Consider the following 12,825-nt stretch of genomic DNA (forward strand, 5'->3'; position numbering starts at 1 on the left):
CGGGGCCGCTTCAGACGGCGGCCAGCGCGCGGCGGTCTTCGTCGGCGAAGTCGTCTTCGAGCTGCACCGGCGAGTAGTCGAGGTCGATCTCGCCCAGCGGACGGCCGCGGGCGCTGCTGATGGTGCCGAACCGGCGCATGCCTTTGTCGGTGGAGTACTGCAGAAACTCGTCCCGGGACAGATCGAAGGGCGCCGGGTCGCCGTACAGGGCGAAGCCGTCCTCGGTGAGTTGCAGCGCCAGCGGGATCAGCTCGTTCATCCGCGATTCGAACACCGCCCAGTTCGCGTCGTCGGCGGCGACGTGGCGACGGCAGGTGAAGGTGCCCCACGCCATGTGGCGGCGCTCGTCGTCGCCGATGTGGCGGATCAGCTGCTGCATGCCGGGCAGGATGGCGCGTTCCACGCAGATCTTGTGCCAGGCGAAATATCCCGTCAGGGCCAGCATCCCCTCGACGATGTGGTTGTAGGTGACCGAGGCCCGCACCTGCGCAGCCGGTGAGGGATCCGAGGTGAGTGCGTGCAGGCAGGCGGGCAGCTCGTCGTAGAAGATCCGGCGGTAGGTGGGCAGCTCGTCGAGGTAACCGTGCAGATCGTCGGTCATCCCGACCGCGTCCAGCCACATCCGGAACACCTGGGTGTGCTTGGCCTCCTCGAACGCGAACTGTGTCAGATACATCTCGTCGCCGAGGCGTCCCTCGGCGCGCATCGCGGCCATGAACGGCTGGATGTCCTCGGTGACCGCTTCCTCTCCGGCGATGAACTGGGCGCACAACCGGGTGGCGTAGTCGCGTTCGGTGTCGGTCAGCCGTTCCCAGTCCGCCCGGTCGCGGGAGAAGTCGATGTCGGCCGGATTCCAGAACTTGGCGTTGCCGCCAGCGAACAGCTTGAGCGGCAGGCTGGCCCAGTTCAGGCCACCGGCGGCCAGCGAACCGGATCGGGTGCGGGTCATGTGAACTCCTCTGATCGGACTGGGGCTGGGGCTGGGGCCGGGCAGAACGCGGCGGCCAGGACGGCGACCAGTCGGCGCACCGCCAGCGCCGGCTGCTCGGGCGTGGGCTCGTCCAGGCCGAGGACCGGGTCCAGGCCGCGCATGTAGGGCGCCAGCGCCAGGTGCGGGAAGATCATCAGCAGCAGTGACAGCAGGGCGTCGGTGTCGGCGTCGGCGCGCAGGTCACCGCGCTTGAGCGCCTCGGCCACCAGCGGGCGCAGCACTTCCAGGTAGTGGCGGTGGATCACGTTGCGCACGCTGATGCGGGCGTCGGTGTCGACCTCCAGGGTGGCCGCGGCGTGCAGCGAGCGTTCCCGGGGATGTTCGGCGTAGTAGGCGACCCAGGCGTCGAGCAACTCGGTGAGGAATTCGAAGAACGGCCGGCTGGGGTCCAGGTCGCGGATGACGCCCTCGACGTAGGCGCGTACCCGCTGGCTGGCTACGTCGGCGATGAAGGCATAGAGGTCGCGCTTGTCCGCGAAGTACTGGAAGAGGCTGCCCTTGGCGACACCGGCGCGCCGGGCGATCACGTTCAGGCTGCCGTTGGAGAAGCCGTGTGCACCGAATTCGGCCTCGGCGGCTTCGATGACGGCCGCGCGTCGCGCGGGGTCGACGCGAGCCCAGGTGACGGTCGGCATGCGGCCTCCTGTTCGGTATGACCAGTGGTCATTTTGGCTGTGACGTGTTTCACAGTCAAGGCTAGCGCTCGTCCTGGGTGGGTCGGGTGCCGCCGAGCGTCACGCCAGCGTGGCGGCGGGTGGCGAGCGTCACGCCAGCGTGACGCGCAGGGGCCCAGCGGGAAACCGGGCACCCGTGAGAGCCGGGGGCACCCGCCGAGCGTCACGCCAGCGTGGCGGAGCGCAGCGAGCGTCACGCCAGCGTGACGCGCAGGGGCCCAGCGGGAAACCGGGCACCCGTGAGAGCCGGGCACCCGCCGAGCGTCACGCCAGCGTGGCGGCGGGTGGCGAGCGTCACGCCAGCGTGACGCGCAAGGGCCCAGCGGGAAGCCGGGCACCCGTGAGAGCCGGGTGCCGCCGAGCGTCACGCCAGCGTGGCGGCGGGCAGCGAGCGTCACGCCAGCGTGACGCGCAAGGGCCCAGCGGGAAGCCGGGCACCCGTGAGAGCCGGGGGCTGCCGCCGAGCGTCACGCCAGCGTGGCGGCGGGTGGCGAGCGTCACGCCAGCGTGACGCGCAAGGGCCCAGCGGGAAGCCGGGCACCCGTGAGAGCCGGGGGCACCCGCCGAGCGTCACGCCAGCGTGGCGGCGGCTGGCGAGCGTCACGCCAGCGTGACGCGCAGGGGCCCAGCGGGAAGCCGGGCACCCGTGGGAGCCGGGGGCACCCGCCGAGCGTCACGCCAGCGTGACGGAGCGCAGCGAGCGTCACGCTGGCGTGACGCTCGCACCGCAGGGGAGAAGCGTCAGGGGCGCATTTCGTAGGCGCCGTTGAGCGGCAGCACGAACTCGTTCCACACCTTGTCGTAGCGCGCCTGATCGTTGGCGGGTCGGCGGATCATCCGCAGCGCGAAGTCCGCCTGCGCGTCGGTGGTGGCGGCTTTGTCGTTGAGTTCGACTGCGTAGCTGTTGAAGTCGCGCACCAGCAGTCCGAAGATCTCGTCGAGCAGGGCATCGTCCACCCCCGACAGCGACGCCTCCTCGAGGATCAACTGCCCGTAGGGCACCAGCGCGAAGATCTGGCCCACCCCGAACGCGAAGTCGATGTCCTTCTGCTGTGCGGCATCCGGCGTCGCCGCCGCCAGCATCTCGGCGAGCACCTCGACCTGCTCGCGCAGCAGCGCGACATTGGGGACCCGGGCGTAGGCGTCGAACGCTGCGCGCCAGTCGTGGAAGCGCACCTTGCCCAGACCGTCGGTGGGTCCCTGATTGAACAGGAACGTGTCGTCGGCGTCGTCGTCGCGCCGGCCGATCAGCGGCAGCGAGGCGTCCGGGGCGAACAGGAAGTTGGGCATGAACTTGGCCAGCAGCCCGATGTTGATGTGCACGGTGCCCTCCAGCCGCGGGAGCATGCCGATCTCCTGGGCCACGGTCTCGAAGAACGTGTCCTTCTCCACACCCTTGGCCGCGATGACGTCGAACAGCGCGGTGACCACCCGCTCGCCCTCACTGGTCACCTTGGCCTTGGTCAGCGGGCTGTACAGCAGGTAGCGGCGATCGTCGGCGGCAGCACTGCGCATGTAGTCCGAGGCGCGGGTGCAGACCAGCCGCATCGCGACCAGCCGGGCGTAGGCGTCGGTGAGCAGCCGTCGCACATGGCTGAAGTCGGTCACCACCGACCCGTAGAGGTGCCGGTTGGCGGCGTGCGTGATGGCTTCGTAGAAGGCGTGGGTGCACATGCCGACCGAGCCCCAGCCCAGGTTGTACTTGCAGACGTTGACCGTGTTCAGCGCGGCGTGGAAGGCGCCCATTCCCCGGTGCAGCAGGTCGGCCTCGGTGACGGGGTAGTCGTGCAGGGCGTAGTTCGCCACGTAGTTCTGCGAATTCACCACGTTCTTCTTGCACTCGTAGCGGTCGTCCTGCGAGTCGGCGGCGAAGAACACGTACTCGTCGGACTCGTCGATCTTGCCGAAAGTGGACACCATGCGCGCCACGTTGGCGTTGCCGATGTAGTACTTATCGCCGTTGGCGACCCACCCGTGCTCGGCCGGGGTCAGGATCATGTCGGTCTGGTAGACGTCGGCGCCGTGCGCCTGCTCCGACAGGCCGAAGGCGAACACCTCACCCTGTTCCAGCTGGGCGGCGGCCTTGCGCTTGGCGTCCTCGTTGTCGCTCATCCAGATCGGGCCCAGCCCCAGCGCGGTCACCTGGAACGGGTACCAGTAGCTCAGCCCGTAGAAGCCGATGATCTCGGCGAACTCGCTGATCCGGTAGGTGTCCCAACGGCAATCGTCGGCACCGTACTGGGCCGGGGTCAGCAGCGACGCGAAGATGCGGTGCTTGGCGATGTGGTCCAGGAAGTCGGTGTACCAGGTGCGGTCGTGGGCGTCCTGCTTGAGCTTGGCCTTACCGCGGTTCTCGAAGAAGTCCACGGTGGCCTGCATGATCTCGGCCGACCGGGCGTCGGGGTACTTGCGTTGCAGGTGGTTGGGGTTGAGCAGCATGCGGGTGACTCCCAGCGCGGACGGGTCAGGACGGCTAGACGGTACTGCAACCGGCCGGTGGCCGAGGCCGGAGTCGCCGAGATCGGCACTGTCAACTGACTACCGATCGACCTAGCATCAGTGGCGTGTCAGAACTCAATACCGCCCGCGGAACCATCGACACCGGGGACCTCGGGGTCACACTCATGCACGAGCACGTGTTCATCATGACCACCGAGATCGCCCTGAACTACCCCGAAGCCTGGGGCGACGAGGACCAACGGGTGGCCGACGCGGTGGCCCGGCTCAACGAACTCAAGTCGCGCGGCGTGGACACCATCGTCGACCTGACGGTGGTGGGGCTGGGCCGTTACATCCCGCGCATCGCCCGCGTCGCCGCCGAAACCGAGCTGAACATCGTCGTCGCGACCGGCCTCTACACCTACAACGACGTGCCGTTCTGCTTCCATTACACCGGCCCGGGCACCATGCTGGACGGCCCGGACGTGATGGTCGACATGTTCGTCCGCGACATCGAGCAGGGCATCGCCGACACCGGCATCAAAGCCGGAATCCTCAAGTGCGCCACCGACGAACCCGGCATCACCCCGGGCGTCGAGCGGGTGTTGCGCGCGGTCGCCCAGGCGCACAAGCGCACCGGGGTGCCGATCTCCACCCACACCCACGCAGGCCTGCGCCGCGGGCTGGAACAGCAACGCATTTTCGAAGAAGAAGGCGTGGACCTGAGCCGGGTGATCATCGGACATTCGGGCGACAGCACCGACGTGGGCTATCTCGAAGAACTGATCTCCGCCGGCTCCTATCTGGGCATGGACCGGTTCGGCATCGACGTGATCCTGCCGTTCGAGGAGCGCGTCGACATCGTGGCGACGATGTGCGAGCGCGGCCACGCCGACAAGATGGTGCTCTCCCACGACGCCAACTGTTACTTCGACGCGCTGCCCGACGACATGCTCGCGGTCGCTGCCCCGAACTGGCACTACCTGCACATCCACAACGACGTCATCCCGGCGCTCAAGGAGCGCGGGGTCACCGACGAACAACTGCAGACCATGCTGGTGGACAATCCGCGCCGCATCTTCGATCGCCAGGGTGGCTACCAGTGAGGCGCCGGTCGCCGGGGGACGACGCGGACAGGGCGCGTCGGGCCGCGGTGCGTGACGTCGTGGGCGCGTGGTTGCAGACTTAGACCCATGTACGCCCTGGAATACTCTGCGCTCAGCGACGTCGGCTGCGTACGAAGCGACAATCAGGACCGCTGGGGGGCCGACGCCGATCAGTTCCTGTTCATGGTGGCCGACGGTGTGGGCGGCAGCCGCGACGGTGCCCTGGCTGCCCAGACGATGGTCGAGGTACTGCCCAACTACGTCGCGCATCACCTTCCGCCCGAACACCGCGGCGAACCCGATGCACCGGAACGACTGGGCCGCGCGGTCTCCGAACTCTCCGACGACCTGCACGCCAAATCGCAGGACGATGCGCGTTACCAGGGCGCCAACAGCACGCTGGTGACCGTGGTCATCGCGGGCCCGCGGGCGCTGGTGGCCCACCTCGGCGACAGCCGCGCCTATCTGCGCCGCGACGGTCAGTTGCAGCGGCTGACCCGCGATCACACCCTGGTCCAGGCCCTGGTCGACGCCCATCAGGTGGACGCAGCCGACACCGGCCGGCACAAGGCCCGCAGTGTGGTGACCAAATATATGGGGATGAAGCCGCCGGCGCGCGCCGACTCCAGCGCGCTGGAGTTGCGGGTCGGCGACCGGATCCTGCTGTGCAGCGACGGCCTGCACGGCGTGGTCAAGGAGCCCGAACTGGGCCGGATTCTGGACGAGAACCCCGCACCCGGTTATGCCTGCGCGGCGTTGATCGCGGCGGCCCGCGACGGCGGCGGCCCCGACAACATCACCGCGCTGGTGATCAACATCAACCCCGCCTAGCGGGTCACGGCGCGACGGCGTCCGCCTCGGAGTCGACGTCCGGTGCCGGTTTTTCGCGTTTCTCCCACCGGCGCAACGCTTCCCGACAGGGCGACTCGACCAGGGCGTAACTCACCGCGGCGATCGCGGTGCCGAACAGCAGGGTCAGGGCCAGCACCGTCGGCATGTGTCCGGAGAACGCGAACGCGCCGATCACCGGGAACACCATGTCGAGTGCGGCCAGATGCCAGATGAACAGGCCGTAGGACCAGCGGCCCAGGGTGACCATGAAGGTGCTGCCGAGCAGCCGGTGCGGCGTGTCCGGCCGGTCCAGCACCAGCGGCGCCACCAACGCGAACGCCACCACCGCGCCCATCGCCGTCTTCACCGAGAACTCGGTGGCGGTGCTGGTCACCAGCCCGGCCGGACCGGCCAGCGGGGAGGCCGCAACCAGGTAGGCGGCCAGCGCGATCACCGCCATCAGGACGCGACGTCGGGCCAGCCGGTGCACCCGGCCGACCGGGCTGTGCACCAACTCGGCCAGCACCATCCCCGCAGCGAACCAGGAAAAGTAGGCCGGCGGCCAGTTCAGCGGGTTGGCACCCGGCCCCCGGCCCAGTGCCTCCAGCGGCAACCACCCCCAGCCCCAGCTGAGCACGCCGACGGCGGCGATCACCGGCAGGCGCGCACCGGGCCGAATCCGGCGGGCCAGCAGCGCCAGGATGGGCAGCGCCAGGTAGAAAGCGACCTCCACCGACAGGCTCCACATCTGGGTCAGCCCGCCGGTCAGCGTCAACGGCACGTAGATCTGGGTGAGCGTCAGATTGGCCAGCCACACTGTCAGGCTCGCCTGGTTGGAGTCCGGCAGCAGCGTCAGGATCACCACCACCGCCACCAGATAGGCCGGCATGATGCGGACCGCCCGCGAACGCAGGTAGTGACCGGTGCGTGGCCGCGGCGTCAGGTTGCGGGCGGCCGCGGCGTGCGCGCGCCACAACAGAAACCCCGACAACGCGAAGAACACCGCGACGGCCAGGTCGAACCGGCCGAACAGCCGTCCGTCCACGCCGCTGGAATGTCCGGTCTGGAAGGCGACGTGGGTGACCACCACCCCCATGGCCGCGCAGGCACGCATCCCTTCGACGGCGGGCAGGAAGCTGCGGGTGCCACCCACCTGCTGCGAGTCGGTCACGATCACAGTCTGCCTGCGCGTCCTCGCCGACCATCGGGGTAGGGTCAGACCAGTCTGCTGCACTGCTTGCGAAACTTGGACCTAGAGGAGGTCACTGCAACGTGAACCGAGCAGTCATGTTGCGTATCGCCGCATGCGGCACCATCGGCCTCGGGGCCGCCCTGCTGATCGCCGCGCTGCTGCTGTCGACCTACACCAGCAGCCGGGTCGCCAAGGTTCCGCTCAACATCGACGCCACGCTGAACAGCGAGGGCAGCGGCACGGCGCTGAACCCCGAGTCGCTGTCGACCGACCACGTCGTGGTCAACCAGAATGTGCCGCTGGTGTCCCAGCAGCAGGTCAGTGTCGAGCTGCCGGCCAACGCCCAGGTGGTCACCTTGCAGGTCGGCTCGTCGCTGCGGCGCAGTGACCGGCAGAAGGACAGCGGACTGCTGCTGGCCATCGTCGACAACGTCACCCTCAACCGCCGGACCGCCCTTGCCGTCGCCGACGACTCCCACCCGGGCGGGTCGGTGCAGAAGCCGCGCGGACTGGGCGACGAAAGCCCGCCGACGCCGATCCCGCTGCGCCACGAAGGCCTGTCCTACCGCTTCCCGTTCAACACCGAACGCAAGACCTACCCCTACTTCGACCCGATCGCGCAGAAGGCGTTCGACGCCAACTTCGACGGCGAGGAAGACGTCAACGGGCTGACCGCCTACCGGTTCACCCAGACCGTCGGCGTCAACTCCGAAGGCAAGGTGGTGGCTCCCATCGCCTACCCGTCGCTGTACGCCGGCGAAGAGGACCGCAAGATCACCACGAGCGCCGGAATGTGGGGCCTGCCCGGCGATCCGGCTGAGCAGATCACCATGACCCGCTACTACACCGCCAAGCGGGTGTTCTGGGTGGACCCGGTGTCCGGCACCATCGTCAAGCAAACCGATCAGGCGCACCACTACTACGCCCGCGACGCGCTCAAGCCTGAGGTGACGCTGGTCGACTACAAGATCACGTCCACCCCGGAAACGGTGGAGTCCCAGGTCAATTCGGCGCGCGACGAGCGCGATCGACTGGCGCTGTGGTCACGGGTGCTGCCGATCACGTTCACCGCGATCGGGTTGATCGCGCTGCTCGGCGGCGCGGTGCTGGCGTCGTTCAGCCTGCGCACCGAGAGCGCGTTGACCGATCCCGGCCTGGACCGCGACGACACCGATTTCCTGCGGCGCGCCGGCCTGGAGCCGCCGGTTCCCGGCGCCGAAGCCGAGACGGAGAAGATACCGGCGCAACGACCGGAACCGCCCGGTGATCCGCCGCCGGCCGGGGACCCGCCACCCAAGCCGCCGTCCGGTGAAGCGCCCTCGACCGAACCCGGCCCGACCGACCCGCCACCGCCGGGCCCGCCCGAACGGAGCTAATCGCCGTGCGGGCCGGTTTGGTCCGGGCGGCGTACACGTTGGTACTGGCGTTGCTGGTGGTGGCGCCGATCCTGGGGCCCGGCTACCTGTTGCTGCGCGATGCCGTCTCCACCCCCCGCTCGTACCTGTCCGACGCCGCACTGGGGTTGACGGCGGCCCCGCGCGCCACCCCGCAGGACTTTGCGCTGGCGCTGGCGTCCGGCGTCGTCGACGGCGGGCTGCTGGTCAAGGTCCTGCTGCTACTCGGGTTGTGGCTGGCGGGGTGGGGTGCGGCGCGACTGGCCGAGGTGGTGCTGCCGGAGTCCGGGACGGCCGGCGGCCTGGTGGCCGGCACGCTGGCGGTGTGGAACCCCTACGTGGCGGAGCGGTTGCTGCAGGGCCATTGGAGCCTGCTGCTCGGCTACGGCTGTCTGCCGTGGGTGGCCGCGACGATGCTGGAGTTGCGGGTGGCGGGTGGCCGGCGCGGCTTTTTCGCGCTGGCCGGCTGGGTCGGTGTGGCGGGTCTGACGCCGACGGGTCTGCTGTTGGCCGCAACGGTGGCGCTGGTGTGCGCGGCGGCGCCGGGATCGGGCCGCCCGCGGTGGCGGTGCGGGGTCGCCGCACTGGGCTGCGCGGTGGTGGGCGCGCTGCCGTGGCTGACGGCGGCGCTGCTGGGGACGTCGTCCGGCGCCGCCGACGCGGTCGGGGTCGACGTGTTCGCGGCGCGGGCCGAGCCGGGGCTGGGCACCCTGCTCAGCCTGGCCGGCCTGGGCGGGATCTGGAACGGCGCAGCCGTACCTGCTTCGCGGACAACGCTTTTCGCGCTGGTATCCACGGCGGTGCTGCTGGGCGTGGTGGCGACCGGGTTGCCGGCGGTGGTGCGCCGGCCGGCGGTGCGGCCGCTATTGGTGCTGGCCGGTGTGGCGGTGCTGGTGCCGACCCTGCTGGCCACCGGCCCGGGGCTGCATCTGCTGCGGACCGTGGTCGAGGCGGTTCCCCCGCTGGGGGTGCTGCGCGACGGACAGAAATGGGTGGCCCTGGCCATGCCGGGGTACGCCCTGGCCGGCGCGGGGGCGGTGTTGACGCTGCAGCGCCGAATGGCGCCCGCGGCGACGGCGTTGGGGTGCTGCCTGACGCTGGTGCTGGCGCTGCCCGACCTGGCCTGGGGTGTCTGGGACACGGTGACGCCGGTGCGTTACCCGCCCGGCTGGGCCGCGGTGGCCGCGCGGATCGACGCGCAGCCGGGACCGGTTGCGGTGCTGCCGGCCGGCACCATGCGGCGCTTCTCCTGGTCGGGTCCGGCACCGGTGCTCGACCCGCTGCCCCGCTGGGTGCGCGCTGACGTGCTGACCACCGGTGACCTGCTGATTTCCGGGGTCACGGTGCCCGGCGAGGGAGACCACGCCCGGCAGGTACAGCAACTGCTGCTGTCCGGGCCGGAACCGTCGGCCCTCGCGTCCGCTGGGGTGGCCTGGCTGGTCGTGGAATCCGACAGTGCCGGGGACATGGGTGCTGCTGCCCGCACCACGGCGCGGCTGACGCCGGCCTACCGGGACGGCGAGCTGGCGTTGTACCGGATCGGCGGCGACGCCCCCGGGATATCCGGGTCGCGCCGGGGGGCAGTGGTCGCCGCGCATCTGGCGTGGCTGGCGATGTTGCTGATCGGCGGAGTGGGTGCGGCGTGCCTGCGGCGACGACCGATCAGGACAGCGCCTGAATGAGTTCGCCCACGGTGTGACTGGCTTCCAACGGGTGCCGTAGCCGGCCCGCCGGGTTCAGGGTGTAGACGTTGCGGCGACCGACCTTGGACTTGATCAGGTACCCCTCGTCCGTCAGATCGGCCAGGATGGTCTGCACGGACCGCTCGGTGATGCCGATCCGCAGCGACAACTCCCGGGCGGTCAGCGATCCACCGGCGGAAACACACAGCAGCACGTGGCCGTGGTTGGTGAGGAACGTCCAGCCACGCATCGAGCCCGGCGGCTCGATGTCCTGAGGTGTCTCGACAGTGGTCACATCTCTGATCATAGTGACGCTGGCTTTTCGCGTAAATTACTTCGCCCATTCAGCCGATCGAAAGATAGCGCGGCACGCGGCAGCGTCATTCTTGCCAGACTCATACGAAGATCTATTGATGAAGAATTTTTCGCTATATATCCTTCATATCAGGGGCGCTGCGGCCCCGCCCATGCCGGAACCAGACGCTGAAAGCGAACCTTCCGATGACCAACACCGACCAACTGCACGACGACGCCCCGCTGGCCACCCCGCGGGCGCTGCTCGGCTACAGCGGATCGCTGGCCTTCATCGCCGGCTTCGTCAACGCTGTGGCCATTTCGATCCTCGCCTTTCCGGTCGGCAACCTGACCGGAGTGACCACTCAACTGGGTATGACCACCGCCAACCCGTGGCTCTACGAAGGCCATCTGCTGGCCGCGATCCTGATCGGGTTCTGGATCGGTGCGATCGCAGCCGGCGCCGTCCTGGGACGCAACCAGCACCCCAGGGGCCCACACCTGGCGGCGGTCCTGACCGCAGAGGCGGTACTGCTGCTCATCGCCGCCTTCGGCGTCGAAGACACCCCGCTCAAGGCTGCGATCGCGGCCCTGGGCGTCGAACAGCCCGTCGTACAGGCTTTCTTCGCCGCCGCGGCACTGGGCATGCAGAACGGACTGACCTCGAGCTTCCGCGGGATGGCGGTCCGCACCACCCACTTCACCGGCACGGTCACCGACCTCGGGCTGATGCTGGGACGCATCCACCGGGACGGCATCGAGAAGTGGAAGGCCGCGGTCCTCTCGGTGACCCTGCTGCTCTTCCTGGTCGGCGGGGCGGCCGGAATCATGATCGGCGCACGGATCGGCGGGTTCGCGATGCTGGTGCCCGCGGCGCTGTGCATTGTGCTGGGGACGTGGTATTCGATCAACTCCCGTAGCGCCCGGTCGGCGGCACCCGCACCACGCGCCGGCGAACTCGCCACCGCAGCCAGCTAGATGAGGCCGCCGCAGCGCTCACCGGCCTGCACAGCGGACAGCACCACGCGCATCGCTGCGGCGCTCTGCTCCCAGGAGAACTCCATGCTGCGCGCCTGGGCCTTTGCACCCAGCTGATCGCGCAGCACCGGGTCGCGCAGCAGCTCTTCGAGCCCGTCCACCAACCCGGCACGGTCATCGACCAGGATGCCGGTGACCCCGTCGATGATCGAGTCGGACAGACCGCCGGAGGCGCGGTAACCGATGGTGGGCACGCCGTGCCGGCCGGCCTCGACCACCGCCAGACCCCAGCCCTCCTTGCGCGACGGCAACACGTGCACCCATGCACGCTGCAGCAGCCGGTGTTTTGCCGCGTCGTCGACATGGCCGTGGAAGGTGACCGCCTCGGCGATGCCGAGCCGGTGCACGTGGTCGACGAGGCGTTGCCGCCACCAGCCGCCGCCGACCACGTCCAGGTGCAGCCCCGGGATCCGGGACCGCAACTGCGCGACCGCCTCCAGCGCGTCCTCGATCTGCTTGTGCGGCACCAGCCTGGACAGCACCACCACGCGCGGGGCGGGCGCCCGCGGAGCCGCCAGCGTCGGCTCCGGAGCCTCGTCCAGACCGTTGCGCACCACGGCGATCCGGTCGCTGTCCACGCCGAGTGCGACCAGATCCCGCGCCGACGGCAGCGACACCGTCACGTACTGGTTGCGCCGGTTCAGCAGCGGGGACAACGTCGACTCCACGAACCACCCCACCCGGGACAGCACCGGCCCGGCGACCGGCCACTGCTCGCGGTGGCAGTGGTGCACCAGCACCACCACGCGTCGCCCGTACAGCAGCCGAGCCAGGAACGGCAGCCCGTTCTGGGTGTCGACCACCACGTCGGGACGCACCCGCCGCAACGGTCCCAGGCCGACCCTGGCCAGAGCCATCGCCAGCATCGCCCAGATGTACACGGTGTAGCGCCCGCCGGCCCGGTTGATGTGCACGCCGTCGACGATCTCGTGGCGCGGCGCGCCCGGGTAGCGGGCGGTGCGCAGGGTGACACGCATGCCGTCGGTCCCGGCCAGGTGGGCGCCGATGCGCTGCAGGTAGGTCTCGCTGCCGCCGCCCTGCGGGTGCCCGGTATCACGCCAGCACAGCAGCAGGACGGAGCGCAGGTCAGACATCGGACCCAGCCTAATGGCACACCGTTGCGGTCGATTCAGGGGAATCATCGGCCATTCGGCTGTCGGACTCATAGGGTTGCAGGCAGCAGA

General features: G+C 69.5%; 11 protein-coding genes. 5 read left to right on the forward strand and 6 right to left on the reverse strand.

Features of this window, described 5'->3' with window-relative positions; translation table 11 throughout:
• Positions 1-10: 10 nt before the first annotated feature.
• The 3 genes from AC5Y6Y_RS23140 to AC5Y6Y_RS23150 all read right to left on the reverse strand — a co-directional run bounded on the left by AC5Y6Y_RS23140 (position 11) and on the right by AC5Y6Y_RS23150 (position 4,104).
• Positions 11-949: a R2-like ligand-binding oxidase gene (locus AC5Y6Y_RS23140; protein WP_473140213.1), complete on the reverse strand. Its 939-nt coding sequence runs from the start codon at positions 947-949 to the stop codon at positions 11-13.
• The gene (locus tag AC5Y6Y_RS23145) at positions 946-1,626 is read right to left on the reverse strand and encodes a TetR/AcrR family transcriptional regulator (protein ID WP_463828666.1); all 681 of its coding nucleotides are present in this window, start codon (positions 1,624-1,626) and stop codon (positions 946-948) included. The genes AC5Y6Y_RS23140 and AC5Y6Y_RS23145 overlap by 4 nt, the downstream gene beginning before the upstream one ends.
• Positions 1,627-2,406: 780 nt before the next feature.
• Positions 2,407-4,104, reverse strand: coding sequence for an acyl-CoA dehydrogenase family protein (locus AC5Y6Y_RS23150; protein ID WP_473140375.1), 1,698 nt, complete (start codon positions 4,102-4,104; stop codon positions 2,407-2,409).
• 125 nt (positions 4,105-4,229) lie between these two features.
• Between AC5Y6Y_RS23150 and AC5Y6Y_RS23155 the strand changes: the two genes are divergently transcribed.
• Complete coding sequence (locus AC5Y6Y_RS23155; protein WP_473140374.1) at positions 4,230-5,210, forward strand: phosphotriesterase family protein; 981 nt, start codon at positions 4,230-4,232, stop codon at positions 5,208-5,210.
• Positions 5,211-5,297: 87 nt separating this feature from the next.
• Complete coding sequence (locus AC5Y6Y_RS23160; RefSeq protein WP_473140373.1) at positions 5,298-6,041, forward strand: PP2C family protein-serine/threonine phosphatase; 744 nt, start codon at positions 5,298-5,300, stop codon at positions 6,039-6,041.
• Positions 6,042-6,045: 4 nt separating this feature from the next.
• Here the strand turns inward: AC5Y6Y_RS23160 and AC5Y6Y_RS23165 are convergent, their stop codons facing one another.
• On the reverse strand, positions 6,046-7,218 hold the full coding sequence (locus tag AC5Y6Y_RS23165; RefSeq protein ID WP_473140372.1) for an acyltransferase family protein: 1,173 nt from the start codon (positions 7,216-7,218) through the stop codon (positions 6,046-6,048).
• 95 nt (positions 7,219-7,313) lie between these two features.
• On the opposite strand from AC5Y6Y_RS23165, the gene pgfA reads away from it, so the two are divergent.
• A complete protein-coding gene (gene pgfA / locus AC5Y6Y_RS23170) occupies positions 7,314-8,609 on the forward strand; it encodes a cell envelope lipid trafficking protein PgfA (protein ID WP_463828661.1) in 1,296 nt (431 codons plus the stop codon).
• Between the two features lie 5 nt (positions 8,610-8,614).
• On the forward strand, positions 8,615-10,309 hold the full coding sequence (locus AC5Y6Y_RS23175; protein ID WP_473140371.1) for an MmpA family trehalose lipid delivery protein: 1,695 nt from the start codon (positions 8,615-8,617) through the stop codon (positions 10,307-10,309).
• On the opposite strand, the gene AC5Y6Y_RS23180 is transcribed toward AC5Y6Y_RS23175, so the two are convergent.
• On the reverse strand, positions 10,290-10,559 hold the full coding sequence (locus AC5Y6Y_RS23180) for a helix-turn-helix transcriptional regulator (protein WP_473140376.1): 270 nt from the start codon (positions 10,557-10,559) through the stop codon (positions 10,290-10,292). The genes AC5Y6Y_RS23175 and AC5Y6Y_RS23180 overlap by 20 nt on opposite strands.
• Before the next feature lie 251 nt (positions 10,560-10,810).
• Here AC5Y6Y_RS23180 and AC5Y6Y_RS23185 point away from each other — a divergent pair, with 251 nt between their 5' ends.
• On the forward strand, positions 10,811-11,581 hold the full coding sequence (locus tag AC5Y6Y_RS23185; protein ID WP_463828658.1) for a YoaK family protein: 771 nt from the start codon (positions 10,811-10,813) through the stop codon (positions 11,579-11,581).
• Here AC5Y6Y_RS23185 and AC5Y6Y_RS23190 read toward each other — a convergent pair.
• Positions 11,578-12,735 (reverse strand): glycosyltransferase family 4 protein, encoded by a 1,158-nt coding sequence (locus tag AC5Y6Y_RS23190; RefSeq protein WP_463828657.1) that lies wholly within the window; start codon positions 12,733-12,735, stop codon positions 11,578-11,580. The two genes, AC5Y6Y_RS23185 and AC5Y6Y_RS23190, sit on opposite strands and share 4 nt — an antisense overlap.
• Positions 12,736-12,825 lie beyond the last annotated feature (90 nt).

Source organism: Mycobacterium sp. NGS24 (assembly GCF_059813065.1).

Coding starts and splice junctions, on each gene's coding strand:
- AC5Y6Y_RS23185 (WP_463828658.1), top strand. CDS start 10,811: ATGACCAACACCGACCAACTGCACGACGACGCCCCGCTGGCCACCCCG.
- AC5Y6Y_RS23140 (WP_473140213.1), bottom strand. CDS start 949: ATGACCCGCACCCGATCCGGTTCGCTGGCCGCCGGTGGCCTGAACTGG.
- AC5Y6Y_RS23150 (WP_473140375.1), bottom strand. CDS start 4,104: ATGCTGCTCAACCCCAACCACCTGCAACGCAAGTACCCCGACGCCCGG.
- AC5Y6Y_RS23160 (WP_473140373.1), top strand. CDS start 5,298: ATGTACGCCCTGGAATACTCTGCGCTCAGCGACGTCGGCTGCGTACGA.
- AC5Y6Y_RS23180 (WP_473140376.1), bottom strand. CDS start 10,559: ATGCGTGGCTGGACGTTCCTCACCAACCACGGCCACGTGCTGCTGTGT.
- AC5Y6Y_RS23145 (WP_463828666.1), bottom strand. CDS start 1,626: ATGCCGACCGTCACCTGGGCTCGCGTCGACCCCGCGCGACGCGCGGCC.
- AC5Y6Y_RS23190 (WP_463828657.1), bottom strand. CDS start 12,735: ATGTCTGACCTGCGCTCCGTCCTGCTGCTGTGCTGGCGTGATACCGGG.